Source organism: Burkholderia metallica, from assembly GCF_902832845.1.
Classification (GTDB): Bacteria; Pseudomonadota; Gammaproteobacteria; order Burkholderiales; family Burkholderiaceae; genus Burkholderia; species Burkholderia metallica.
On record NZ_CADFDB010000014.1, the window covers coordinates 120,700 to 143,704 of the forward strand.

At 66.9% G+C, this 23,005-nt stretch carries 23 protein-coding genes; 14 read left to right on the forward strand and 9 right to left on the reverse strand.

Annotated features, from left to right (window positions below):
• The first annotated feature begins 131 nt into the window (after nt 1–131).
• Entirely contained in the window at nt 132–566 is a 435-nt protein-coding gene (locus HWX08_RS30210) for a DUF1841 family protein (protein ID WP_069257254.1), read from the forward strand.
• A gap of 114 nt (nt 567–680) precedes the next feature.
• Here the strand turns inward: HWX08_RS30210 and HWX08_RS30215 are convergent, their stop codons facing one another.
• Nucleotides 681–1,040, reverse strand: a complete 360-nt coding sequence (locus HWX08_RS30215; RefSeq protein WP_069257255.1) for a c-type cytochrome — start codon at nt 1,038–1,040, stop codon at nt 681–683.
• A gap of 40 nt (nt 1,041–1,080) precedes the next feature.
• Nucleotides 1,081–1,440 carry a c-type cytochrome gene (locus HWX08_RS30220; protein WP_069257256.1) on the reverse strand — a complete coding sequence of 120 codons (360 nt, stop codon included), beginning with the start codon at nt 1,438–1,440 and terminating at the stop codon, nt 1,081–1,083.
• A 236-nt stretch (nt 1,441–1,676) separates the two neighbouring features.
• On the opposite strand from HWX08_RS30220, the gene HWX08_RS30225 reads away from it, so the two are divergent.
• The 5 genes from HWX08_RS30225 to HWX08_RS30245 all read left to right on the forward strand — a co-directional run bounded on the left by HWX08_RS30225 (nt 1,677) and on the right by HWX08_RS30245 (nt 6,809).
• Nucleotides 1,677–2,519 (forward strand): AAA family ATPase, encoded by an 843-nt coding sequence (locus HWX08_RS30225; protein WP_069257257.1) that lies wholly within the window; start codon nt 1,677–1,679, stop codon nt 2,517–2,519.
• A 27-nt stretch (nt 2,520–2,546) separates the two neighbouring features.
• Nucleotides 2,547–3,722, forward strand: a complete 1,176-nt coding sequence (locus tag HWX08_RS30230) for a vWA domain-containing protein (RefSeq protein WP_174921180.1) — start codon at nt 2,547–2,549, stop codon at nt 3,720–3,722.
• 54 nt (nt 3,723–3,776) lie between these two features.
• A complete protein-coding gene (locus HWX08_RS30235; protein ID WP_174921179.1) occupies nt 3,777–4,988 on the forward strand; it encodes a benzoate/H(+) symporter BenE family transporter in 1,212 nt (403 codons plus the stop codon).
• A gap of 168 nt (nt 4,989–5,156) precedes the next feature.
• Complete coding sequence (gene tal, locus HWX08_RS30240; RefSeq protein ID WP_069257260.1) at nt 5,157–6,110, forward strand: transaldolase; 954 nt, start codon at nt 5,157–5,159, stop codon at nt 6,108–6,110.
• A gap of 243 nt (nt 6,111–6,353) precedes the next feature.
• Nucleotides 6,354–6,809: a VOC family protein gene (locus HWX08_RS30245; protein ID WP_069257261.1), complete on the forward strand. Its 456-nt coding sequence runs from the start codon at nt 6,354–6,356 to the stop codon at nt 6,807–6,809.
• A gap of 60 nt (nt 6,810–6,869) precedes the next feature.
• Here the strand turns inward: HWX08_RS30245 and mctP are convergent, their stop codons facing one another.
• The 3 genes from mctP to HWX08_RS30260 all read right to left on the reverse strand — a co-directional run bounded on the left by mctP (nt 6,870) and on the right by HWX08_RS30260 (nt 9,775).
• A complete protein-coding gene (gene mctP / locus HWX08_RS30250; RefSeq protein ID WP_069257262.1) occupies nt 6,870–8,420 on the reverse strand; it encodes a monocarboxylate uptake permease MctP in 1,551 nt (516 codons plus the stop codon).
• A complete protein-coding gene (locus HWX08_RS30255; RefSeq protein ID WP_069257263.1) occupies nt 8,417–8,659 on the reverse strand; it encodes a DUF3311 domain-containing protein in 243 nt (80 codons plus the stop codon). The genes mctP and HWX08_RS30255 overlap by 4 nt, the downstream gene beginning before the upstream one ends.
• Before the next feature lie 198 nt (nt 8,660–8,857).
• Nucleotides 8,858–9,775: a class I SAM-dependent methyltransferase gene (locus HWX08_RS30260; protein ID WP_069257264.1), complete on the reverse strand. Its 918-nt coding sequence runs from the start codon at nt 9,773–9,775 to the stop codon at nt 8,858–8,860.
• A gap of 509 nt (nt 9,776–10,284) precedes the next feature.
• Between HWX08_RS30260 and HWX08_RS30265 the strand changes: the two genes are divergently transcribed.
• Both HWX08_RS30265 and HWX08_RS30270 read left to right on the forward strand, forming a co-directional pair.
• Nucleotides 10,285–10,665, forward strand: coding sequence for a type II toxin-antitoxin system RelE/ParE family toxin (locus tag HWX08_RS30265; RefSeq protein WP_174921178.1), 381 nt, complete (start codon nt 10,285–10,287; stop codon nt 10,663–10,665).
• Nucleotides 10,662–10,985: a helix-turn-helix domain-containing protein gene (locus tag HWX08_RS30270; RefSeq protein WP_069257266.1), complete on the forward strand. Its 324-nt coding sequence runs from the start codon at nt 10,662–10,664 to the stop codon at nt 10,983–10,985. The genes HWX08_RS30265 and HWX08_RS30270 overlap by 4 nt, the downstream gene beginning before the upstream one ends.
• Nucleotides 10,986–11,049: 64 nt before the next feature.
• Here HWX08_RS30270 and HWX08_RS30275 read toward each other — a convergent pair whose 3' ends face one another.
• The 4 genes from HWX08_RS30275 to HWX08_RS30290 form a co-directional block, all read right to left on the reverse strand.
• The gene (locus HWX08_RS30275) at nt 11,050–11,526 is read right to left on the reverse strand and encodes a DNA-deoxyinosine glycosylase (RefSeq protein ID WP_174921177.1); all 477 of its coding nucleotides are present in this window, start codon (nt 11,524–11,526) and stop codon (nt 11,050–11,052) included.
• Nucleotides 11,526–12,122, reverse strand: coding sequence for a chorismate--pyruvate lyase family protein (locus HWX08_RS30280; RefSeq protein WP_069258042.1), 597 nt, complete (start codon nt 12,120–12,122; stop codon nt 11,526–11,528). Before HWX08_RS30280 ends, HWX08_RS30275 begins: the two co-directional genes overlap by 1 nt.
• Nucleotides 12,123–12,130: 8 nt before the next feature.
• Complete coding sequence (htpG, locus tag HWX08_RS30285; protein ID WP_174921176.1) at nt 12,131–14,029, reverse strand: molecular chaperone HtpG; 1,899 nt, start codon at nt 14,027–14,029, stop codon at nt 12,131–12,133.
• Between the two features lie 154 nt (nt 14,030–14,183).
• Nucleotides 14,184–15,644 (reverse strand): aminotransferase-like domain-containing protein, encoded by a 1,461-nt coding sequence (locus tag HWX08_RS30290; RefSeq protein ID WP_069257269.1) that lies wholly within the window; start codon nt 15,642–15,644, stop codon nt 14,184–14,186.
• 243 nt (nt 15,645–15,887) lie between these two features.
• On the opposite strand from HWX08_RS30290, the gene HWX08_RS30295 reads away from it, so the two are divergent.
• From HWX08_RS30295 to HWX08_RS30320, 6 genes are all read left to right on the forward strand, one after another.
• Complete coding sequence (locus tag HWX08_RS30295; protein WP_174921175.1) at nt 15,888–16,580, forward strand: VOC family protein; 693 nt, start codon at nt 15,888–15,890, stop codon at nt 16,578–16,580.
• 54 nt (nt 16,581–16,634) lie between these two features.
• Complete coding sequence (locus tag HWX08_RS30300; RefSeq protein ID WP_174921174.1) at nt 16,635–17,543, forward strand: DMT family transporter; 909 nt, start codon at nt 16,635–16,637, stop codon at nt 17,541–17,543.
• 152 nt (nt 17,544–17,695) lie between these two features.
• Complete coding sequence (locus HWX08_RS30305; protein ID WP_069257272.1) at nt 17,696–18,877, forward strand: aminotransferase-like domain-containing protein; 1,182 nt, start codon at nt 17,696–17,698, stop codon at nt 18,875–18,877.
• 42 nt (nt 18,878–18,919) lie between these two features.
• On the forward strand, nt 18,920–19,378 hold the full coding sequence (locus HWX08_RS30310; RefSeq protein WP_034208050.1) for a RidA family protein: 459 nt from the start codon (nt 18,920–18,922) through the stop codon (nt 19,376–19,378).
• A 13-nt stretch (nt 19,379–19,391) separates the two neighbouring features.
• Nucleotides 19,392–20,273: a PhzF family phenazine biosynthesis protein gene (locus HWX08_RS30315; protein WP_174921173.1), complete on the forward strand. Its 882-nt coding sequence runs from the start codon at nt 19,392–19,394 to the stop codon at nt 20,271–20,273.
• A 219-nt stretch (nt 20,274–20,492) separates the two neighbouring features.
• Nucleotides 20,493–22,832 carry a bifunctional diguanylate cyclase/phosphodiesterase gene (locus HWX08_RS30320; protein ID WP_069257274.1) on the forward strand — a complete coding sequence of 780 codons (2,340 nt, stop codon included), beginning with the start codon at nt 20,493–20,495 and terminating at the stop codon, nt 22,830–22,832.
• The last annotated feature ends 173 nt before the right edge of the window (nt 22,833–23,005 follow it).

Consider the following 23,005-nt stretch of genomic DNA (forward strand, 5'->3'; position numbering starts at 1 on the left):
ATGTACGCCGGCTGCATTGCGCCTCCTGCCGCCGCACCGCCGGCTCCGCCCCACTGTCAGCGCCGTCCGCCGACCCGGCGTACAATGCGCGACGCGGCATCAAGCCGTCCGAATCACGACGTTTCCCCACCATGTTCAATCCAAGCCGCGACGAAGTGCGTCGCTTTTTCACCGAGACCTGGCGCAAGCAGCGCGCGGGCGAGATCCTGACGCCGCTGGAAGCGATCGCGGCCGACTGGATCGTCGAGCACCCCGAATACCACGACGAGCTCGCCGACGCCGACGGCGCCGCCGCGCGCGAGTACACGCCCGAGGAAGGCCGCACGAACCCGTTCCTGCACCTGTCGATGCACCTCGCGATCAGCGAACAGCTGTCGATCGACCAGCCGCCCGGCATCCGCGCCGCGCACGACAAGCTCGCGGCCAAGCTCGACTCGACCCACGACGCGCAGCACGTGATCATGGAATGCCTCGGCGAGACGATCTGGGAAGCCCAGCGCACGAACACGCCGCCCGATACCGACGCGTACCTGCAGCGCATCCTGCGCCGCGCATCGCGCGACTGAGCGCCGCGGCGCTCGCCCGGCCCGACGGCGCCGGTCACCGCCGCGCGAACAAAAAAATACCCCGCCGCGGCGGGGTATTTTTGCTGCGCAGGGCGTCCGTCGGACGCGTCGCGCTTACTTCTTGAACACGAGATCGGTCTCTTTCAGCGACTCGATGTAGGCCGCGATGTCCTTCATGTCGTTGACCGACAGGTTCTGCACCTGCGCCTGCATGATCGCGTTGTTGCGACCGAGCAGCGGATTCGTCAGGCCCATCTGGTACTGGCGCATCGCCCATACGAGGTAGTCGGCGTGCTGGCCGGCGAGGCGCGGATATTCGGCGTTGATCGGCTTGTTCATCTGCGCGCCGTGGCAGGCGGCGCAGTTGTGCGACTCGACCAGTTCCTTGCCCTTCACGGTGTCCGCGGCGTGTGCGGTACCGATCGCGAGGCCGGCCGCCAGTGCAACCGCCGCCGTCTTGAATGCGTTGTTCATGAATGCTCCTGTCCCGCCGCAGAGATCGGCGGCGCGCGCTTTACTTGTAGGGGTTGTCCTTCGAGTCGGCCTTCTGGGACGCGTAGTACGCCGCCAGATCCGCGATGTCCTGGTCCGTCAGCGAGCCGGCGATCGCATTCATCGACGGGAAGTGACGATCCTTCTTGCGATAGGCCTTCAGCGCGTTCTCGAGATATTGCTGGTTCTGGCCGCCGAGGACAGGCACCCGGTAGACCTCCGGGTACGCCGCGCGGTAGTCCTGGATGCCGTGGCAGCCGATGCACATGGCGACCTTGCTCGCCCCGTCCTTCGGGTTGCCGACCACACCGGCCGCCTGCGCGCTGCCCGCGAGCGCCACGAGCGCTGCGACAACGACGTGTTTGCCGACGAATTTGTTCATAGCTCTTGTAACCTAGCTTGAGGGGAAACTGGCGCCGAAGCGGCAACGGCCCGCGCCGTTTTGCTTATCGGATCGCCACGCAGGCCAAAAAAAACGGCCAGATTGTACCGCGTCGGCGGGGAATGCGTCCATAAGGCGCCCCGCCACAATCCCGCAACGATACGCGGGCGCGGTCCAACCCGACAGCCCTTCTGACTTATACTGGGTTTTTTTCCCCGATTGAGAAGAGCGCCGCCATGCGTTTCGAAGGGTCCTCGCACTACGTCGCCACCGACGATCTGAAGCTCGCGGTCAATGCCGCGCTGACGCTGCAACGCCCGCTGCTGATCAAGGGCGAGCCCGGCACCGGCAAGACCATGCTCGCCGAGGAAGTGGCCGCCGCGCTCGACATGCCGCTGCTGCAGTGGCACATCAAGTCGACCACCAAGGCGCAGCAGGGCCTGTACGAATACGACGCCGTGTCGCGGCTGCGCGATTCGCAGCTCGGCGACGCGCGCGTGAAGGACATCTCGAACTACATCGTCAAGGGCGTGCTGTGGCAGGCGTTCGACGCCGAGCACCCGAGCGTGCTGCTGATCGACGAGATCGACAAGGCCGACATCGAATTCCCGAACGACCTGCTGCGCGAACTCGACCGGATGGAATTCCACGTGTACGAGACGCGCGAGACGGTCCGCGCGAAGCACCGCCCGCTCGTCATCATCACGTCGAACAACGAGAAGGAGCTGCCCGACGCGTTCCTGCGCCGCTGCTTCTTCCACTACATCCAGTTTCCCGACCCGGCGACGATGCAGAAGATCGTCGCCGTGCACTTCCCCGACATCCGCGAAGAGCTGTTGCGCGCGGCGCTCGAGAGTTTCTTCGAATTGCGCGGCGTGGCGGGCCTGAAGAAGAAGCCGTCGACGTCCGAACTGCTCGACTGGCTGAAGCTGCTGCTCGCCGAGAACATCCCGGCCGACCAGTTGCGCGGCGTGGACGCGAAGCAGATCGTGCCGCCGCTCGCCGGTGCGCTGCTGAAGAACGAGCAGGACCTGAGCCTGCTCGAACGGCTCGTCTACATGAACCGGCACAACCGGTAACTCCTCCTCACCCGCGAAGGCCCGGCCATGCTGCTCAATTTCTTCTACGCGCTGCGCGCAGCCAAGCTGCCCGTCTCGGTGAAGGAATACCTGACGCTGCTCGAATCGCTGAAGGCCGGGCTGATCTCGCCGTCGATCGACGCGTTCTATTTCCTCGCGCGAATGACGCTCGTCAAGGACGAGCAGTATTTCGACAAGTTCGACCAGGCGTTCGGCGCGTATTTCCACGGCGTGTCCGCGCTGCCGTCCGAAGCGTTCGACATTCCGCTCGACTGGCTCGAAAAGCGCCTCGAGCGCGAGCTGTCGCCGGAGGAGAAGGCGCAGATCGAGGCAATGGGCGGGCTCGACAAGCTGATGGAGCGTTTGAAGGAACTGCTCGACGAGCAGAAGGAACGCCACGAAGGCGGCAACAAGTGGATCGGCACCGGCGGCACGTCGCCGTTCGGGCACGGCGGCTACAACCCGGAAGGCGTGCGCATCGGCGGCCCGTCGAACGGCAACCGCGCCGCGGTGAAGGTGTGGGAAGCGCGCGCGTATCGCGACTACGACGATTCGGTCGAGATCGGCACGCGCAACATCAAGGTCGCGTTGCGGCGGCTGCGCCGCTTCGCGCGCGAAGGCGCGGCCGAGGAGCTCGACCTGCCCGGCACGATCCGCAGCACCGCCGCGAACGCGGGCTGGCTCGACCTGCGGATGGTGCCCGAGCGCCACAACAACGTGAAGGTGCTGATGCTGCTCGACGTCGGCGGCTCGATGGACGATCACATCAAGCGTACCGAAGAACTGTTCTCGGCCGCGAAGGCCGAATTCAAGCACCTGGAGTTCTTCTACTTCCACAACTGCGTGTACGACCACCTGTGGAAGAACAACCGGCGCCGCCACTCGGAGCGCACCGCGACGTGGGACGTGCTGCACAAGTTCACGCCCGACTACAAGCTGATCTTCGTCGGCGACGCGACGATGAGCCCGTACGAAGTGCTGCAGCCCGGCGGTTCGGTCGAGTACAACAACCCGGAAGCCGGCGCCGTGTGGCTGCGCCGCCTCGCCGACCAGTTCCCCCATCATGCGTGGCTGAACCCCGAGCCCGAGCGGCTATGGGAATACCGGCAGTCGGTCGCGGTGATCCGCGACCTGCTCGGCCATCGCATGTATCCGCTCACGCTCGCGGGTCTCGAAACCGCGATGCGCGCACTCAGCAAGTAACGATACCCACCCAGTACGAAGGCCGCGTCCGAGCGGCCTCTCCCCGGAGATAGCATGAACCCCTCGCCCACCGCGAGCGCCAGCCGCGTCGGCGGCCGCCGCTTTTTCGCCGATACGTCCGTCTCGGCACTCGTCGCCGGCTTCGTCGCGATGATGACCGGCTACACGAGCTCGCTCGTGCTGATGTTCCAGGCCGGCCGCGCCGCCCACCTCACCGATGCGCAGATCTCGTCGTGGATCTGGGCGCTGTCGATCGGCATGGCGCTGACGACGATCGGCCTGTCGCTGCGCTTTCGCGCGCCGGTCGTGGTCGCGTGGTCGACTCCCGGCGCCGCGCTGCTGATCGCGTCGCTGCCCGGCGTGCCCTACCCCGAGGCGATCGGTGCGTTCGTCGTCTGCGCGGTGCTGCTGACGGCCGTCGGCGTGAGCGGGCTGTTCGACACGCTGATGCGCAAGATTCCGGCCGGCATCGCCGCCGCGCTGCTCGCGGGCATCCTGTTCGAAATCGGCATCGAGATCTTCCGCGCCGCGCAGTTCCAGACCGCGCTCGTGCTCGCGATGTTCTTCACTTACCTGATCGTCAAGCGGTTCGCGCCGCGCTACGCGATCGTCACGACGCTGATCGTCGGCACGGCCGTGGCAGGCGGGCTCGGCCTGCTCGACTTCAGCGGCTTTCACGTCGCGTTCGCGAAGCCCGTGTTCACGATGCCCGCGTTCTCGATCGCGTCGATCGTCAGCATCGGCATTCCGCTGTTCGTCGTCGCGATGGCGTCGCAGAACGTGCCGGGCATCGCGGTGCTGCGCGCGGACGGCTATCAGACGCCGTCGTCGCCGCTGATCGCGACGACCGGCCTCGCGTCGCTGCTGCTCGCGCCGTTCGGCTCGCACGGCGTCAATCTCGCGGCGATCACGGCCGCGATCTGCACGGGCCCGGAAGCGCACGAGGATCGCTCGAAGCGCTATACGGCCGCCGTGTGGTGCGGCATGTTCTATCTGATCGCCGGCATCTTCGGCGCGACGATCGCCGCGCTGTTCGCGGCGCTGCCGAAGGCGCTCGTCGTGTCGGTCGCCGCGCTCGCGCTGTTCGGCTCGATCATGAGCGGCCTCGCGAACGCGATGCAGGACGTGAAGCAGCGCGAAGCCGCGCTCGTCACGTTCATGGTCACCGCGTCGGGCCTCACGCTCCTGTCGATCGGTTCGGCGTTCTGGGGGCTCGTCGCGGGCATCGTCACGCAGGTGATCCTGAACGCGCGCCGCCCTGCGTGACGCGGCGCCGCGCCCGTCGCGGCGGGCGTGCCGCACACCAAAACGTGCTCGACACGAATCGGGCCTAAAATGATGGATCGGAGGCGGCGCCCGGCGCCGCTTCGCTTCGCCGCCGCGCTCGCGCGGCCCGTGAGAACCCGGCGCCTTGCGCCCTTCTTCCGAATCGCCATGACTACCGCACTCGACCAGCTGAAGCAGTACACGACCGTCGTCGCCGACACGGGCGATTTCCAGCAGCTTGCGCAATACCAGCCGCAGGACGCGACCACGAACCCGTCGCTGATCCTGAAGGCGGTCCAGAAGGACGCGTACAAGCCGATCCTCGAGAAGACCGTCCGCGATCATCGCAACGAAAGCACCGATTTCATCATCGACCGCCTGCTGATCGCATTCGGCACCGAGATCCTGAAGCTGATCCCGGGCCGTGTGTCGACCGAGGTCGACGCGCGCCTGTCGTTCGATACGCAGCGCTCGATCGACAAGGGCCGCGAGCTCATCAAGCTGTACGAAGCAGCCGGTATCGGCCGCGAACGCATCCTGATCAAGCTCGCGTCGACGTGGGAAGGCATCCGCGCGGCCGAAGTGCTGCAGAAGGAAGGGATCAAGTGCAACATGACCCTGCTTTTCTCGCTCGTGCAGGCCGCCGCCTGCGCGGAAGCCGGGGCGCAGCTGATCTCGCCGTTCGTCGGCCGCATCTACGACTGGTACAAGAAGCAGGCCGGTGCGGAGTGGAATGAAGAGAAGGACGGCGGTGCGAACGATCCGGGCGTGCAGTCGGTGCGCCGCATCTACACGTACTACAAAACGTTCGGCTACAAGACCGAAGTGATGGGCGCGAGCTTCCGCACGACGAGCCAGATCACCGAACTCGCCGGCTGCGACCTGCTGACGATCAGTCCCGATTTGCTGCAGAAGCTGCAGGACAGCAACGAGACCGTCACGCGCAAACTGTCGCCGGAAGCGCTGCAGGACAAGCCCGCCGCGCGCGTCGCGATCGACGAAGCCGCGTTCCGCTTCCAGCTGAACGACGACGCGATGGCGACCGAAAAGCTCGCCGAAGGCATCCGCGTATTCGCTGCGGATGCGGTGAAGCTCGAGAAGCTGATCGACTCGCTGCGCTGAGCCGCGCACGCGTCAGCGGCTGTCAGCAACACTGGCAACAGCCGTCAGCACGCACGCCGCATACGGCCGCGAACGTCCTGTTCGCGGCCGTTTTTATTTTTCATTCCATCGTCAAGCACGCGCACTACAATCCACGTCACGGGTGCGTCGGCCGCCTCCCGAGGCCCCCTTTCCCAGTCAGTCTTGCACGACGCCGAGCCCGCGCGAATGCGCTGGCCGGTTCCCCCACTACAGGAGACAACGATGCAAGTTCAACCGTACCTGACGTTCTACGGTCGCGCCGATGAAGCCCTTCAGTTCTACGAAAAGGCGCTCGGTGCGAAGACGATGTTCAAGATGCACTTCAAGGACGCGCCGCCGAATCCCGACTACCCGATGACGCCGGAGATGGCCGACAAGGTGATGCATGCGAGCTTCACGATCGGCGACTCGATGATCATGTGCTCGGACGGCGACTGCAGCCAGCCCGGCGGCGGCGTGCACGCCGGCTATTCGCTGTCGCTGAACCCGGCGACGGTCGACGAAGGCCAGAAGCTGTTCAATGCGCTCGCCGACGGCGGCGAAGTGACGATGCCGTTCGGCAAGACGTTCTGGGCGCTCGGCTTCGGGATGGTGAAGGATCGCTTCGGCGTGCACTGGATGGTCAACGTCGAGGACCTGTCTCAGCGCGAGGACCTCGCGCAGCGCGCGAAGGGCTGACGCAAGAAAACGCCCGCCACCGCGAGGTGGCGGGCGTTTCTCCGTCGCAAGCCGTCCGTCTCAGCTCTCGACCACGTCGAGATAGTCCTCCGGCCGCGTGCGATCCTCCGCATGCGCCATGCCCATCACGCGCACCAGCACGCTCACCACCACCGCCACCACCAGGTTCACGACCAGCGACCATACGGCTGCGTAGCCGGGAATCGCGACACCGAACAGGTGGATCGTGAAGATCGAGCTGGCGAGCTTCAGCGAAATCGCCATCCACGTGCCGCACACGATGCCGGCCGCCCAGCCGGCCAGCAGGCCGCGATGGTCGAGCACGCGCGTATAGAGGCCGAGCACGATCGCGGGCAGCGTCTGGATGATCCAGATCCCGCCGAGCAGTTGCAGCTGGATTGCGTAGGTCAGCGGCAGTCCGAGGATGAACGCGACCGCGCCGACCTTCACGATCAGCGACACGAGCTTCGCGACGTGCGTCTCCTGGTCGTGCGACATGTTGCGGTTCACGAACTCGCGGTGGATGTTGCGCGTGTACAGGTTCGCGGCGGCGATCGACATGATCGCCGCCGGCACCAGCGCACCGATGCCGATCGCCGCGAACGCGACGCCGACGAACCACGACGGGAAGTATTCGAGGAACAGCGCGGGCACCGCGAAGTTCGGGCCGAACGCCTTGAAGTACGGCGCGTACTGCGGCATGTCCTTCACGCCCGACGCGAGCGCCATGTAGCCGAGCAGCGCGAGCAGGCCGAGCACGAACGAGTACGCGGGCAGCATCGCCATGTTGCGGCGGATCGAGTTGCCCGACGACGACGACAGGATCGCCGTGACCGAGTGCGGGTACAGGAACAGCGCGAGCGCCGAGCCGATCGCGAGCGTCGCGTATGCGCTGTAGCCGTTCAGGCTCATCGCGTCGGGCGCCTTCAGCAGCAGTTTCGCGGGCGGCACGCTCGCGAAGATATGCCCGAAGCCGCCGAGCTTCGCGGGAATCACGACGACCGCCGCGGCAATCGTGATGTAGATCAGCACGTCCTTCACGATCGCGATCATCGCCGGTGCGCGCAGCCCCGACGTGTACGTGTACGCGGCGAGGATCGCGAACGCGATGATCAGCGGCAGGTCGCCGACGAAGCCGGTCGTGTCGAAGCCGAGCGCGCCGATCACCACTTCGATGCCGACGAGCTGCAGCGCGATGTACGGCATCGTCGCGACGATGCCTGTGACCGCGATCGCGAGCGCCAGCATCCGGCTGCCGTAGCGCGCGTTGACGAAGTCGGCGGCCGTCACGTAGCCGTGCCGCTTCGCGATGCTCCACAGCTTCGGGAACACGACGAACGCGAACGGATAGATCAGGATCGTATAAGGCAGCGCGAAGAAGCCCATCGCACCGGCGCCGAACACGAGCGCGGGCACCGCGACGAACGTGTAGGCCGTGTAGAGGTCGCCGCCGAGCAGGAACCACGTGACGATCGTGCCGAAGCGGCGTCCGCCGAGGCCCCATTCGTCGAGATGGGCGAGATCGCCGCGCCGCCAGTTCGCGGCCAGGAAACCGATGATCGTGACGCCGATGAACAGCAGGACGAAGACGAAAGTAGCGCCGAGATTCATTGCGCACCTCCGTGCGGGCCGCTCGCCTTCCATGCGTTCTTGGTCTTGAAATACACGAACGCGGTAATCACCGCGCTGATGAAGACCCAAAGCAGCTGGTACCAGTAGAAAAACGGAAAACCGAACAACTGCGGTTCGATCTTGCTGTACGACGGTACCCAGACCATCGCGATCAGCGGCAGTACCAGCAGCCAGAGCCAGCGCTTGGCGGCCCGGTTGGCGTCGGCATCGTGAGCCATGACGTCTCCTCTTCTTTCCCGGTTATCGATCTTGTTGAGCGGGTACGGCGCCGAGAGGAGCGCAAAACGGGTAGGCAGCGGCTCCCCTGGCTTCGCGCCAGTATAGGAGCCGCGAGCACGCGGTCAAGCAGGGGCGAACCCGAGGTGATCCGCCCCCTGTCGCGTGGTTGCACCGGCCTGTCGCCGGTGCATGCGGCGTCAGATCGCGAACGCGGTGTCGCGTGCGCCGGTCGTTTCTTTCAATGCTTTCACCCACTTGCGCGCGGGCAGCTTCAGCGTGTCCTCGATCAGCTTCGCGCGGGCGTCGAGCTGCGCGAACGGCACGTCGAGCGCGGGGCCCGAGAAGGCGATCGCGATCCGGTTGCCGTCGTGCACTTCCGGCAGCGCGATCACACGGTGATCGAACGCGGCGTTCAGGTGCTTCATGTTGCGCACGAAGCTCGGGTGATCGCCGAACAGGTTGATCGTCGCGATGCCCGCGTCGGCGAGGCAGCCGCGCACCGCGCGGTAGAACGACACGCTGTCGAGCACCGGACCGCGCGCGGTCGCGTCGTACAGGTCGATCTGGATCGCGCCCGTCGTGCCGCGATTGGCCGGGTCGTTGACGAAGTCCCATGCGTCGGCTTCGTGCACGGCGAGGCGCGCGTCGTCGGGCGGCAGCGCGAACATCGTGCGCGCGGCGACGATCACGGCCGGGTTCAGCTCGACCGCCTCGACCTTCGCGTGCGGCAGGAACCGGTGCGAGAACTTGGTCAGTGCGCCGGTGCCGAGCCCGAGCTGGACGATCCGCTCGGGCGTTTCGAGGAACAGGAGCCACGCCATCATCTGCTGCGCGTATTCGAGTTCGATATGCAGCGGCTTCGAGATCCGCATCGCGCCCTGCACCCATTCGGTACCGAAGTGCAGGAAGCGCACGCCGCCCTCTTCCGAGAACGTCACAGGTGCGAAGCGCGGCTTGCGCGGCGCTTCGAGCACCGGCACGTCGTCGTGTTCGTCGATGTCCGGGCGGCGCTTCACGCGCGGCGGCTGGAGCTTTTCGGAGCCGTTGTACGCGGACGGCTTGCTGCGCTTGGACGCGCGCGCTTCGGCGGACGCGCGCTTGATCAGTCGGGTCATGATTGAATCTCGCTGGGTGAGGCTGGTTTTCGCGGACGAGAGGATAGCATTCGCGCGTCGCGGCAGCGGGAAAGCGGATACGCGCACGCCGCCGCGCGCTCCGCGCGACGTGCGACACGCGCATCCTCCCGCCGTTAATTGAACGGCCGCCTCCTGCGTGAACAGGCCACACCGCTACGCAGCGTATGCTGCCGATGCAGTACCGGTTCGTCGTTCACGCGCCCGACAACCGCCCCCTCCGGCATTGATCCATTACGACAGCCTCTATCGAACGGCTGAATTGTCCCGAGTCCCCCGCGACGCAAAAATGCGAAGCAACGGCCGCAAGCCGGGCCGTCGCACCTGCGTTTGCCTTCAACACCTTGGTCCGGGGCCTCGGTGCTCAACCCACGTCTGCCGCCGGCATTCACCGCCCGTGTCACGCCTGACGCCGCGAATCGCCCACTGACGGAACGACCGTGTACGAACGGCATGGCGGGTTGCTTTGTGCCCCTTGAAAATATACCCAAATGGGAATAAATTCGTCGATGGATCCGTACACCAAACCGCTCTACTGGCTCGGCTCGGCGCGCAAAGACCTGAAAGCGATGCCCGAAGCCGTGCAGGACACGTTCGGCTATGCGCTGTATCTGGCCCAGACGGGGCGAAAGCACGACCAGGCCAAGCCGTTGAGCGGATTCGGATCGGCAGGCGTGCTCGAGATCGTGGAATCGGAAGACCACGGTACGTACCGCGCCGTCTACACGGTAAAGCTCGGCAACAGCGTGTACGTGCTGCACTGTTTCCAGAAGAAATCGGCGAACGGCATCGCGACACCGAAACCGGACCGCGATCTGGTGCGCGAACGGCTGAAAGCCGCCGAAGCACACGCAAAAGGAGCAAGGCGATGACCGAAATCGAACCGGGCAGCGGAAACGTCTACGCTGATCTGGGCATGCGCGATGCGGACGAAATGCGGGTGAAAGCCCAGCTCGCCGCCAAGATCGCGGAGATCATCAAGTCACGACGGTGGACGCAGCAGCATGCGGCCCGGTTGCTCGGCATGACGCAGCCGAAGCTGTCGAACATGCTGCGCGGGCAGTTTCGCGGCGTGAGCGAAACGAAGATGCTCGAATGTCTGGCGAAGCTCGGGCGCGATGTGCGGATCGTCGTCGGGCCGGACCGTCATTCGGAAATCGCGGGGCACATCGAAGTCGTATTCGCCGCGTGACGTTCACCTCCCGCCCCTAGCGCGGGAGCGACTGCCGGCCATGCCGCCGGCAGTGCGTGACGGCTCAAAGGACGATTCGACGCCACTGCTCGAGCTTCTGCTCGAACGACAGCATCGCATTCGCCGGGCTCGACGAAGGCAGCACGAGCGTCTCGTACCCGGCCTCGCCGATCACGTCGGCAAAGCGCCCCGCCGTCTTGCCGTTGAAACACACGCGCCTGAGCAATGGCGCATGCTCGCGCAGCGAGTCGAAATCGTTCGGCTTCGCATTGCGGATCGCAGAATCGAGGCTGCCCTGGCGATGGCACGCATCGAGTACGTCCCAGATGCCGATGCCGTGCGTCAACACGCGCTCGAGACGCGCGTCATAAGCCAGCTCGTGCAGCCCGGGCTCGCCCAGCACCGCACCCAGCAACCGCCAGAACTGGTTGCGCGGATGCGCGTAATACTGCGCGGCGTCGAGCGACGCTTCGCCCGGAAAGCTGCCGAGGATCATCGTGTGCGTATTCGGCCCGACGACCGGCGGAAAGCCCTGCAGCATCAGTTGCCCTCGCTCGGCCCGCCTGAGCGCGGCCCGTCGCCATGCGCATCGAGATGACGCCACAGCGCCGGCAGCATGCACTCGGTGACCATCAACGGCTTGCCGTGACGCTGGAACACCGAACGCCGCGCGACGAACGCGTGCGGTGCGCGCGCCCCGCCAAGCGCATGCGACGCAAGCGCATACAACGGATGGCCGGCGATCACGCGCCGGCTGACGAGCGCCGAACGCTCGACCTGCGGATCGCTGTACAGCAGCTCCGCCAGCGGCCGCGTGCGCAGCCGCCGCATCGCCTGCCACACGCCCTTGCTGGCCGCGAGCGGCGCGATGCTGTGCGCGGCGACGTACGGCGTACCGTCGACCGACAGGATCACCTCGCGCACCCACATCGGCGCGCGCGGCGAACTGGCGAGCGCGTCCGGCTCGTCGAACCACGGGGAGTCGACGGCCTCGCGCGTCACGCGCACGTTCACGCGGCCGAGCCGTGCGAGGTGCGCGGTCAGCGATCCGCCGCGCGTCAGCCAGTCGCGCTGGTCGAGCGTGCAGCCAGGCCGCGGCGTCTCGCGCCAGCCGGCCCGAGCGCCGTCGAATCGCATGCGTGCGTTCACGCGGCGCGCGACAGCAGCAGCGCGTTGGTCCGCTTCACGAAGCTCGCCGGATCGTCGAGCATGCCGCCTTCGGCCAAGAGCGCCTGATCGAACAGCAGATGGCACCAGTCGCCGAAATCGGCGCTGTCGGCGTTCAACTGCTTCACGAGCGCATGCTCGGGGTTGATCTCGAGGATCGGCTGCATCGCCGGCGCGTTCTGGCCGGCCGCCTTCAGCATCCGCTGCAGGTAGCCGCTCATGTCGTTGTCGTCCGCGACGAGGCACGACGGCGAATCGGTCAGGCGGAACGTGACGCGCACTTCCTTCACCTTGTCGCCGAGCGCTTCCTTCATCTTCTCGACGACCGGCTTGATCGCCTCGCCCGCCTGCTCCTGCGCCTTCTTCTCCTCGTCGTTCAGCTCGCCGAGATCGAGGTCGCCGCGGGCCACGCTCGCGAGCGGCTTGCCGTCGAATTCGTGGAGGAACGACAGCATCCATTCGTCGACGCGATCGGTCAGCAGCAGCACCTCGACGCCCTTCTTGCGGAACACTTCGAGATGCGGGCTGTTCTTCGCGGCCTGCCACGTGTCGGCCGTCACGTAGTAGATCTTGCTCTGCTCGGGCTTCATGCGCGACACGTAGTCGGCGAGCGACACGTCCTGCGCGTCGGTGTCGCCGTGCGTCGACGCGAAGCGCAGCAGCTTCGCGATGCGCTCGCGGTTCGCGTGATCTTCACCGACGCCTTCCTTCAGCACCTGGCCGAACGCGCTCCAGAACGTCTTGTACTTCTCCTTGCCTGCATCGTCTTCCGCGTTCGCGAGCTCTTCGAGCATCGACAGCGCGCGCTTGGTCACGCCTTCGCGGATCGCCTTCACGTCGCGGCTTTCCTGCAGGATCTCGCGCGACACGTTCAACGGCAGATCCGCCGAATCGACGACGCCCTTCACGAAACGCAGGTATTGCGGCAGCAGTTGCTCGGCGTCGTCCATGATGAACACGCGCTTCACGTACAGCTTCAGGCCGCCGCGGTAGTCGCGGTTCCACAGGTCGAACGGCGCGTGCGACGGCACGTACAGCAGTTGCGTGTACTCGCTGCGGCCCTCGACGCGGTTGTGCGTCCACGTGAGCGGATCCTGGTGGTCGTGCGCGATGTGCTGGTAGAACTGCGTGTACTGCTCGTCGGTGATGTCGCCCTTCGAACGCGTCCACAGCGCGCTCGCCTGGTTGACGGTCTCGTCCTCGTCCTTCAGGACCATCTCGCCCTTTTCCTGATCCCATTCTTCCTTCTGCATCAGGATCGGCAGCGCGATGTGGTCGGAATACTTCTGGATGATCGACTTCAGGCGGTGCGACGACAGCAGCTCGTCCTCGCCTTCGCGCAGGTGCAGCGTGATCGTCGTGCCGCGCTGTGCGCGCTCGATCGCGTCGATCGTGAAATCGCCCTCGCCCGCGCTTTCCCAGCGCACGGCTTCGTTCGCCGGCAGGCCCGCGCGGCGCGTCTCGACGGTGATCTTGTCCGCGACGATGAAGCCCGAGTAGAAGCCGACGCCGAACTGGCCGATCAGTGCCGCATCCTTCTGCTGATCGCCGGACAGCTTCGTGAAGAATTCCTTGGTACCCGAACGCGCGATCGTGCCGAGGTTCGCGATCGCTTCGTCGCGGCTCATGCCGATGCCGTTGTCGTCGATCGTGATCGTGCGCGCGGCCTTGTCGTAGCCGATGCGGATGCGCAGGTTCGGATCGTTCTCGTACAGCGCGTTGTCCGCGAGCCCTTCGAAACGCAGCTTGTCGGCCGCGTCGGACGCGTTCGACACCAGTTCGCGCAGGAAAATTTCCTTGTTGCTGTAGAGCGAATGGATCATCAGGTGGAGGAGTTGCTTGACCTCTGCCTGAAAGCTCATCGTTTCATGTGCCATGGATGCTGTTTCCTCTTACTTGAACTTGGATGTTGTGGCGCAGACGGTCGGCGCGCGATGCCGCGAGGCCCGCGAACGGCCGACCGCCCGGTGCCGGCGGTTCGCGCGCCTATCTGGGGGTGGCGCGTGCGATTTCAAGAGCCGGCGCGCCGCGTCACGACGCGCGCCGCACGGCCGAGTCGATATAGCGTGCGAGAAACCCCTGCAGCGCCGGATCACCACAGTTCGCGACGTTGAAGCGGGTCCACGTCGACGGCGACTGCTGCGGCGAAAACAGGCTGCCCGGCGTCAGCAGAAAACCCGCCTCGTGCGCGGCGGCCGCGAGCGCGTCCGAATCGACGCCCGTGTCGGCCCACAGGAACATCCCGGCCGCCGGCATCGTGAAGAGCCGAAGCCCCGTGCGCTCGAGCATCCGCGCGGTCTTGTCGCGCACGCCGTCGAGGCGCGCGCGCAGCCGCTCCACGTGGCGCCGGTAGTGCCCTTCGGTCAGGATCTTGTAAAGCACGCGCTCGTTGAGCTCGGGCGTCGTCATCCCGACCAGCATCTTCTGGTCGGTGAGGGCCTTCGCGATCTCCGGCGCGCACGCGACGTAGCCGACCCTCAGGTTCGCCGCGAGCGTCTTCGAATAGCTGCCGAGATAGATCACGCGCTTCAACTGGTCGAGGCTCGCGAGGCGCGTGGCCGGGTAGCTCGGCGGGCACAGGTCGCCGTACACGTCGTCCTCGACGACGAGGAAGTCGTACGCCTCCGCGAGCTTCAGGATCCGGAACGCCTGCGCGGCCGACAGCGACGTGCCGGTCGGGTTCTGCAGCACCGAATTGATCACGAGCATCTTCGGCCGCCACATCTGCACGAGCGTCTCGAGTGCATCGAGATCGGGGCCGTCCGGCGTGTACGGCATCCCGACGAGTTGCGCGCCCTGCGCCGCGAAGCGGCCGAACATCTGGAACCAGGCCGGATCGCCGACGATCACCGCATCGCCCGGCTTCACGTAGATCCGCGCGATCAGGTCGATCGCCTGCGTGATCCCCGACACCATCACGACCTGTTCGGGCTTCGCGCCGATCTCGACTTCGGCGAGGCGCGTCTGCAGTTGCTGGCGCAGCGGCAGGAAGCCCTGCGCGGTGCCGAAGCCGAGCATCTGCGCGCCGGACTGGCGCCCGAGCGCACGCAGCGCGCCGGTGATCAGTTCGCCGTCGAGCCAGCGGCCCGGCAGATAACCGAGACCCGGCCCCTTTTCCGGGCTGACCGTGTGCAGCATGTTGCGCAGCAGCCAGACGACGTCGATCGTGTTGTGCACCGGCGCGGCCTCGGCCACGCGCGCGATGCCGTCGGCCGGCTGCGGGCCGGCGGCCGTGCGCTCGCGTACGTAGAAGCCCGAGCCGCGCCGCGAATCGAGATAGCCCTGCGCGACGAGCCGCTCGTACGCCTCGACGACGGTGAAGCGCGATACGCTCTTGTCGAGCGCGAGCTTGCGGATCGACGGCATCCGCATGCCGGGCCGGAACACGCGTTCGTCGATGCGCCGCCGCGCCCACTGGACGAGCTGGTCGACGAGCGTGAGCGTGGCCGTGTCGTGCGGCGCGGGAATCTGGGCGAGTGGGACGGTGGACATGGGCGGGGGCTCCAACTGTACCGAAGGCTATCGCGCCGATTGTACCGTTACTGTGCCGGTAGTGACGATTACAGTTGACCGAAATGGCGAGCGTGCGGCCGCCGTTCAGCCCCGCCGCACGAAGCAGGCCGCGCCTGCCGGCCTGCATCGCAGCCTGCTTCGTGGGCGGTACGCCGGCCGGTCCGGCCGCCGCCCGGCGCCGCGCCTGCCCACCGTGACACTTTCGCTTCCCGACCGACGTTCATGCCAGCCCGTTCCCTGACACTCGACCATCTCGTGATCGCCGCGCGCACGCTCGACGAAGGCGTCCGCCATGTCGCCGACGCACTCGGCATCGAACCGGCCGGCGGCGGCCGCCACCCGCTGATGCGCACCCACAATGCGCTGTTCGGCGCATGGGGCGGGCTGTACCTCGAAGTGATCGCGATCGATCCCGACGCACCGGCGCCGAACGATGGCGCCGAGCCGCCGCGCGCGCGGCTGTTCGCGCTCGACGATCCGGCCATGCACGCGCGGCTCGCCCAAGGGCCGTTTCTCGCGCACTGGGTCGCGCGGGTCGACCGCCCGCGCCAGCTCGCGCTGTGGCAGCGCCAGTACCCGGCCCGCATTCCGCCGGTCGTCGCGATGCGGCGCGGCGATTTCGGCTGGGGCCTCACGGTGCCCGACGACGGCGCGTTCCCCGCGTGGCAGGGTGCCGGCGACGGCCTCCTGCCGTCGCTGATCCAGTGGGACAGCGCACGCCACCCGGCCGAATCGCTGCCGGGCGACGGCGTCGCGCTGAAGGCGCTCAAAGGCGCCCATCCGCGCGCGGATGCGATCCGCGAGCAGCTCGACTGGCTCGGCGCCGCCCATCTGCTCGACCTCGAAGCCACCGACGGCCCGCCGGCACTGGTCGCCGAATTCGACACGCCGCACGGTGCCCGCACGCTGCGCTGAACGCGCTGCCGCCTTTCCGCTTACAACCACCCGCAATACGGAGCCCCCCACCACATGAATTCGCGCGAAACCCGGGGCATGCTGCTCGGCCTCATCGGCGTGATGATTTTCAGCCTCACGCTGCCGATGACGCGTATCGTCGTCTCCGAACTCAATCCGCTGCTCAACGGGCTCGGCCGCGCACTCGCCGCCGCGGTGCCGGCGGGCCTGCTGCTGTGGTGGCGCCGCGAGCCGCTGCCGACCCGTGCGCAACTGAAAAGCCTCGCGATCACGTCGGCCGGCGTAATCATCGCGTATCCGGTGTTTTCCGCGTGGGCGATGAAATCGGTGCCGGCCTCGCACGGCGCGGTGGTCAACGGCCTCCAGCCGCTGTTCGTCGCGCTGTACGCGGCGTGGCTGTCGCACGAGCGGCCGTCGAAGGCGTTCTGGGCCAGCGCGGTGGCCGGCAGCGCGCTCGTGATTGCGTTCGCGCTGCGCGACGGCGGCGGCACCGTGCAGGCCGGCGACGCGCTGATGCTCGTCGCGGTCGGCATCGGCGCGCTCGGCTATGCGGAAGGCGCGCGCCTCGCGCGCCAGATCGGCGGCTGGCAGGTGATCTGCTGGGCGCTCGTCGTGTCCGCGCCGTTCCTCGTGCTGCCGGTCGGCTGGCTCGCGTGGATACAGCATGCCGCGCATCCGGGCCCGCTCGCGCTGCGCACGTGGCTCGCGTTCGGCTACGTGACCCTCTTTTCGCAATTCATCGGCTTTTTCGCGTGGTACGCGGGGCTCGCGATGGGCGGCATCGCGCGCGTCGGCCAGGTGCAGTTGCTGCAGATTTTCTTCACGATCGCCTTTTCCGCGCTGCTGTTCGGCGAAACCGTCACGTCGTCGACGTGGCTGTTCGCGGCCGCGGTGATCGCCACCGTGGTGCTCGGGCGCCGCTCGGCGGTCGCTACGGCCGCGCAACCGGCTCGCGCCGGCTGAACAGGTGCGCCATAATGGACGTTTTGCCTGATCGGTTTTGCCCACCCGGCCGCGAAGGCCCGATCGCGCTCGTGCCTGTCTACCCGGCAGCATCGAGGCGATTTGCCCGAACGACCTTTCTTGACTGACCACGATATCCGAACGAGGAGACTATGAATCCGAGCGACCTGCATCCGCCGCACTGGCAGCTTTCCGAACGCGCCCGCAAGCTGACGAGCTCTGCGATCCGCGAAATCCTGAAGGTCACGGAACGCCCCGAGGTCATCTCGTTCGCCGGCGGCCTGCCCGCCCCCGCGACGTTCCCGGCCGAACGCATGCGCGCCGCCGCCGACCGCGTGCTGCGCGACGCGCCGGCCGCCGCGCTCCAGTACAGCGCGACCGAAGGCTACCTGCCGCTGCGCGAATGGATCGCCGAACGCTACGGCGTGCGCGTGTCGCAGGTGCTGATCACGACCGGCTCGCAGCAGGCGCTCGACCTGCTCGGCAAGGCGCTCGTCGATCCGGGCAGCCCGATCCTCGTGGAAACCCCGACCTATCTCGGCGCGCTGCAGTCGTTCTCGCTGTACGAGCCGCGCTACGTGCAGGTGCCGACCGACGAGCAGGGCCTGCTGCCGGAAGGCCTCACCCCCGAACTCACGCAAGGCGCGCGCCTGCTGTACGCGCAGCCGAACTTCCAGAACCCGACGGGCCGCCGCCTGCCCGTCGAGCGCCGCCGCGCGCTCGCCGCGTTCGCGCAGTCGAGCCCGTTCCCGGTGCTGGAAGACGATCCGTACGGCGCGCTGAACTACCGCGGCGAACCGCTGCCGACGATGCTGTCGATGGCGCCCGATCACATCGTGCATCTCGGCACGTTCTCGAAGGTGCTCGCACCGGGCCTGCGGATCGGCTACATCATTGCGCCCGAGGAGCTCCACTTCAAGCTCGTGCAGGCCAAGCAGGCCACCGACCTGCACACGCCGACGCTCACGCAGCGCATCGCGCACGAAGTGATCAAGGACGGTTTCCTCGACGAGCACATCCCGACGATCCGCGAGCTGTACAGCGCGCAGTGCGACGCGATGCTCGCCGCGCTCGCGCGCCACATGCCGGAAGGCGTCACGTGGAATCGCCCGGAAGGCGGGATGTTCATCTGGGTCGACCTGCCCGCGCAGATCGACAGCATGAAGCTGCTCGCCGCGGCCGTCGACCAGCACGTCGCGTTCGTGCCGGGCGCGCCGTTCTTCGCGGACAACGCGCAGCAGAACACGCTGCGCCTGTCGTTCGTCACGGTGCCGCCCGAGAAGATCGAGGAAGGCGTCGCGCGCCTCGGCAAGCTGCTGCGCGAGCGCCTCTGATCCCCTTTTTCCTGTCACGACTCTCTACGAGGAATCGAATACATGGCTAACGTCTACGACAAACTGAAGTCGCTCGGCATCGAACTCCCGACCGCCGGCGCACCGGCCGCCGCCTACGTGATGAGCGCGCAGAGCGGCAACACCGTCTACCTGTCGGGCCACATCGCGAAGAAGGACGGCAAGGTCTGGGCCGGCAAGCTCGGCGCGGACCTGCAGACGGAAGACGGCAAGGCGGCCGCCCGCTCCATCGCGATCGACCTGCTCGCGACGCTGCACGCGCACACCGGCGATCTGAACAAGGTCACGCGCATCGTCAAGCTGATGAGCCTCGTCAACTCGACGCTCGACTTCACCGAACAGCACATCGTGACGAACGGCGCGTCGGAGCTGATCGCGGAAGTGTTCGGCGACGCCGGCAAGCACGCGCGCTCGGCGTTCGGCGTCGCGCAGATCCCGCTCGGCGCGTGCGTCGAGATCGAACTGATCGCCGAAGTTGCGTAACACGGGCACCGAAATGCCCGGCCGGCTCGTGCGCTTCAAGCAGGTCGACGTGTTCACGTCGGTGCCGTTCAAGGGCAACGCGCTCGCGGTGGTGTTCGACGCCGATTCGCTCGACGACGACGCAATGCTCGCGATCGCCCGCTGGACGAACCTGTCGGAAACGACGTTCGTCTGCACGCCGACCGATCCGGAAGCCGACTACCGCGTCCGGATCTTCACGACGGAGGGCGAACTGCCGTTCGCCGGCCATCCGACGCTGGGCACCGCGCATGCGTTCCTCGAAAGCGGTGCGCGGCCGCGCACGCCGGGCCGGCTGGTCCAGCAGTGCGGCGTCGGCCAGGTCGCGCTGCGCGAGCAGGCCGACGGCTGGGCGTTCGCCGCACCGCCGGCACGCGTCACGCCGCTCGACCGGTCGGACTACCCGGCGCTGGCTGCGGCGTTGCGCAGCGATGCGATCGACCTGGGCGCCGAGCCCTGCGCGGTCGACAACGGCGCGCCGTGGCTGGTCGTGCGGCTGACGTCGGCGGACGCCTGCATCGGCCTGTCCCCCGATCCGGCCGCGCTGGAGGCGCTCACGCGCCGCTACGGCGTGGACGGCCTCGCAGTCTACGCGCCGCATGCCGAAGGCGGCCCCGCGACGTTCGAAATCCGCTGCCTGATGACGGGCGGCACCTTCGGCGCCGGCGAGGACCCCGTCACCGGCAGCGCAAACGCCGCACTGGCCGGGCTGCTGACGCGGCAGTCGCGCCGCCCCGGCCCGTCGTATACGGCCCGCCAGGGCACCGCGATCGGCCGCGACGGCCGCATCTTCGTGAACTATGACGAAGACGGCACCACGTGGATCGGCGGCCAGGTCGTCACGGTCGTCGACGGCACCTTCCTGTCACCCGCGTGACATTTTCGCGATGGGCGACGGCGCCGGCCCGTCCGGCGCCCCCTACGCTTCGCCCAGCTATCGCAAAAACGTTCCAGCCAGTAATATCGGGCCTAATCCGTTGTTTCGGAGGTCTGTCCATGGTTGCGTGTCCCGCGAACGAACAGACGTCGGGACAACCCCAACCATAGCCGGCCATCCCGACGGATGGCGCACGCGAGCAGGACGCCACCCTCTTCGATGAGCTCCGCCCGGTCCAACCACACGCCGCCGAACCGGCCGCTGCGCGCGCCGCGCAAATCGCGCCGGCGTGCGCTATTTGCGATCCCGCTGCTCGGGATGCTGGCGCTTGCGCTGCTGTGGGCCGTGATCATCGCGCGTCTGTCGGTGGAAAAGGACAGCGCGTACAAGGAGGCGGCGGCTTCCGCTGCGATCCTGTCGTCCGCGCTCGAGCAGCATACGGTCAAGGCGATCCACCAGGTCGACCAGATCACCCGCTTCGTCAAATTCGAATTCGAGAAGTCGCCCGCCCGCTTCAATCTCGCGAGCGCCGTCGAGAAAGGTGTCGTGCCGAGCGACACGCTGATCCAGGTGTCGCTCGTCAACGCGAAGGGCATCCTGTTCGCGAACACGGCCGAGCTGCACCCGCAGCCGATCAACCTGTCCGACCGCGAGCACTTCAAGGTCCACCTCGCGCACAACGACGATCGCCTGTTCATCAGCAAGCCGGTGCTCGGCCGCGTGTCGAGCCACTGGACGCTGCAGATGACGCGACGCCTGAACAACCCGGACGGCAGCTTCGCGGGCATCGTCGTCGTGTCGGAAGACCCGAGCTACTTCACGAACGATTTCTACAACAACGCGGCGATCGGCAAGGAAGGCGTGATCGCGGTCGTGTCCGATACGGGCGGCGTGCTCGCGCGGCGCACGGGTTCGGTCAGCAACGCGCCCGGCGCGTTTTCGGCATCGGGCGTCTACCCGATCGCCGAGCGCGTGACGGGCACGATCATCGATCCGATCGACGGCGTGACGCGCATCGTGTCGTACCGCCACCTCGACGGCTACCCGCTCGCGGTGATGGTCGGGCTATCGCAGACGGAAGAATTCGCGGACTACTACCACACGCGCAACGTCTACCTGCTGATGACGAGCTTCATCACGCTCGCGATGCTCGCGTTCTTCGGCGTCGCGACGGGCCTGATCGGCAAGCTGCTCGGCCGCGAGCGCGAAATGACGCAGCTCGCCGAATACGACCTGCTCACCGGCCTCGCGAACCGCTATGCGACGCTGCGCGGGCTGCGCAACGACGTGTCGATGCCGGCCAGCCTGTCGCGGCTCGGGCTGCTGTTCATCGATCTCGACAACTTCAAGACCGTCAACGACACGCTCGGCCACAACGCTGGCGACATCGTGCTGCAGATGACCGCGTCGCGCCTGTCCGATGCGGTCGGCGACGAAGGCTCGCTCGCGCGCATCGGCGGCGACGAGTTCGTCGTCGTGATGAAGGGCGATGACGTCGAGCGGCGCGCGGTGCGGCTCGCCGAAGCGATCATCCGGATGTTCGGCGAACCGTTCGACGTGCGCGGCAGCTCGTTCGTGCTGCACGCGAGCATCGGCATCGCGCTGCACACCGTCGCGAACGAAAGCGAAATCGACCTGCTGAAGAAGGCCGATCTCGCGATGTACAGCGCGAAGGACGCCGGCAAGAACTGCTATCAGTTCTATGCGCCGCACCTGTCGCACCGCGCCGACCACCTGATGCGCTGGGAACAGCAACTGCGCGTCGCGCTCGCCGAGGGGCAGCTGTTCCTCGCGTACCAGCCGAAGATCGACCTCACGCATCGCCACATCACCGGCTTTGAGGCGCTCGCGCGCTGGGATCACCCCGAGCACGGGATCATCTCCGCGAACGAATTCATTTCGATCGCCGAATCGACCGGCCTGATCGTGCCGATCGGCGACTTCGTGATCCGCACCGCATGCGAGCAGATCGCGCGCTGGCGCGACGAGGGCCACGACACGCTGACGCTCGCGGTCAACATCTCGCCGGTGCAGTTCTGGCGCGGCGACCTGATCGAGACGATCTCGCGCACGCTGCAGGAAACCGGCATCGACGCGAACCGGCTCGAGATCGAGATCACCGAAACCGCGATGATGGAATATCCGGAGCTGGTGTCCGAGAAGATCGTCGCGCTGAAGAAGCTCGGCATCCGGATCGCCCTCGACGATTTCGGCACCGGCTATTCGTCGCTGTCGTACCTGCACCGCTTCTCCGTCGACACGCTGAAGGTCGACCGCTCGTTCGTGCAGGCGATCCCGAACGATCGCAGCGTCTGCGTGATGGTGTCGTCGATCGTGCATCTCGCCCGCTCGCTCGGCCTGACCGTCGTCGTCGAAGGCACGGAAACCGAGGAGCAGATCACGTGGCTGTCCGCGCTCGGCGACGTCGAGGCGCAGGGCTTCCTGTTCTCGCGCCCGGTGCCGGCCGACGCGATTCCCGCATTGATCGCGCGCTTCGGCGTGCGCGGCGACGCGCCGAACGTGATCGCGCACCGCGCGACCGGCAGCACCGGCGCGTGAGCGCAACGCGGCCGTGGCTGGCGCGGCGTGCATCGTTTCGTTTTCCGATCCGATTGTTTAGTTCATGAACTAGCGTTTTCGCGCATGGCAGTGTCACGATGCGCGGCGGACAATCGGGAGGGCCAACGTGCCGGCGGGCCGCCGGCGTGGCCACACGCGAGAGATCGGGCCCC

Excerpts from the sequence above, each read along its gene's own strand:
- htpG (WP_174921176.1), bottom strand. The coding sequence starts at position 14,029 with ATGGCACATGAAACGATGAGCTTTCAGGCAGAGGTCAAGCAACTCCTC.
- HWX08_RS30280 (WP_069258042.1), bottom strand. The coding sequence starts at position 12,122 with ATGCGATTCGACGGCGCTCGGGCCGGCTGGCGCGAGACGCCGCGGCCT.
- mctP (WP_069257262.1), bottom strand. The coding sequence starts at position 8,420 with ATGAATCTCGGCGCTACTTTCGTCTTCGTCCTGCTGTTCATCGGCGTC.
- HWX08_RS30220 (WP_069257256.1), bottom strand. The coding sequence starts at position 1,440 with ATGAACAAATTCGTCGGCAAACACGTCGTTGTCGCAGCGCTCGTGGCG.
- HWX08_RS30265 (WP_174921178.1), top strand. The coding sequence starts at position 10,285 with ATGGGAATAAATTCGTCGATGGATCCGTACACCAAACCGCTCTACTGG.
- HWX08_RS30270 (WP_069257266.1), top strand. The coding sequence starts at position 10,662 with ATGACCGAAATCGAACCGGGCAGCGGAAACGTCTACGCTGATCTGGGC.
- HWX08_RS30245 (WP_069257261.1), top strand. The coding sequence starts at position 6,354 with ATGCAAGTTCAACCGTACCTGACGTTCTACGGTCGCGCCGATGAAGCC.
- HWX08_RS30315 (WP_174921173.1), top strand. The coding sequence starts at position 19,392 with ATGCCCGGCCGGCTCGTGCGCTTCAAGCAGGTCGACGTGTTCACGTCG.
- HWX08_RS30230 (WP_174921180.1), top strand. The coding sequence starts at position 2,547 with ATGCTGCTCAATTTCTTCTACGCGCTGCGCGCAGCCAAGCTGCCCGTC.
- HWX08_RS30310 (WP_034208050.1), top strand. The coding sequence starts at position 18,920 with ATGGCTAACGTCTACGACAAACTGAAGTCGCTCGGCATCGAACTCCCG.
- HWX08_RS30320 (WP_069257274.1), top strand. The coding sequence starts at position 20,493 with ATGAGCTCCGCCCGGTCCAACCACACGCCGCCGAACCGGCCGCTGCGC.
- HWX08_RS30300 (WP_174921174.1), top strand. The coding sequence starts at position 16,635 with ATGAATTCGCGCGAAACCCGGGGCATGCTGCTCGGCCTCATCGGCGTG.
- HWX08_RS30215 (WP_069257255.1), bottom strand. The coding sequence starts at position 1,040 with ATGAACAACGCATTCAAGACGGCGGCGGTTGCACTGGCGGCCGGCCTC.
- HWX08_RS30290 (WP_069257269.1), bottom strand. The coding sequence starts at position 15,644 with ATGTCCACCGTCCCACTCGCCCAGATTCCCGCGCCGCACGACACGGCC.
- tal (WP_069257260.1), top strand. The coding sequence starts at position 5,157 with ATGACTACCGCACTCGACCAGCTGAAGCAGTACACGACCGTCGTCGCC.
- HWX08_RS30225 (WP_069257257.1), top strand. The coding sequence starts at position 1,677 with ATGCGTTTCGAAGGGTCCTCGCACTACGTCGCCACCGACGATCTGAAG.
- HWX08_RS30305 (WP_069257272.1), top strand. The coding sequence starts at position 17,696 with ATGAATCCGAGCGACCTGCATCCGCCGCACTGGCAGCTTTCCGAACGC.
- HWX08_RS30295 (WP_174921175.1), top strand. The coding sequence starts at position 15,888 with ATGCCAGCCCGTTCCCTGACACTCGACCATCTCGTGATCGCCGCGCGC.
- HWX08_RS30275 (WP_174921177.1), bottom strand. The coding sequence starts at position 11,526 with ATGCTGCAGGGCTTTCCGCCGGTCGTCGGGCCGAATACGCACACGATG.
- HWX08_RS30235 (WP_174921179.1), top strand. The coding sequence starts at position 3,777 with ATGAACCCCTCGCCCACCGCGAGCGCCAGCCGCGTCGGCGGCCGCCGC.
- HWX08_RS30210 (WP_069257254.1), top strand. The coding sequence starts at position 132 with ATGTTCAATCCAAGCCGCGACGAAGTGCGTCGCTTTTTCACCGAGACC.
- HWX08_RS30260 (WP_069257264.1), bottom strand. The coding sequence starts at position 9,775 with ATGACCCGACTGATCAAGCGCGCGTCCGCCGAAGCGCGCGCGTCCAAG.
- HWX08_RS30255 (WP_069257263.1), bottom strand. The coding sequence starts at position 8,659 with ATGGCTCACGATGCCGACGCCAACCGGGCCGCCAAGCGCTGGCTCTGG.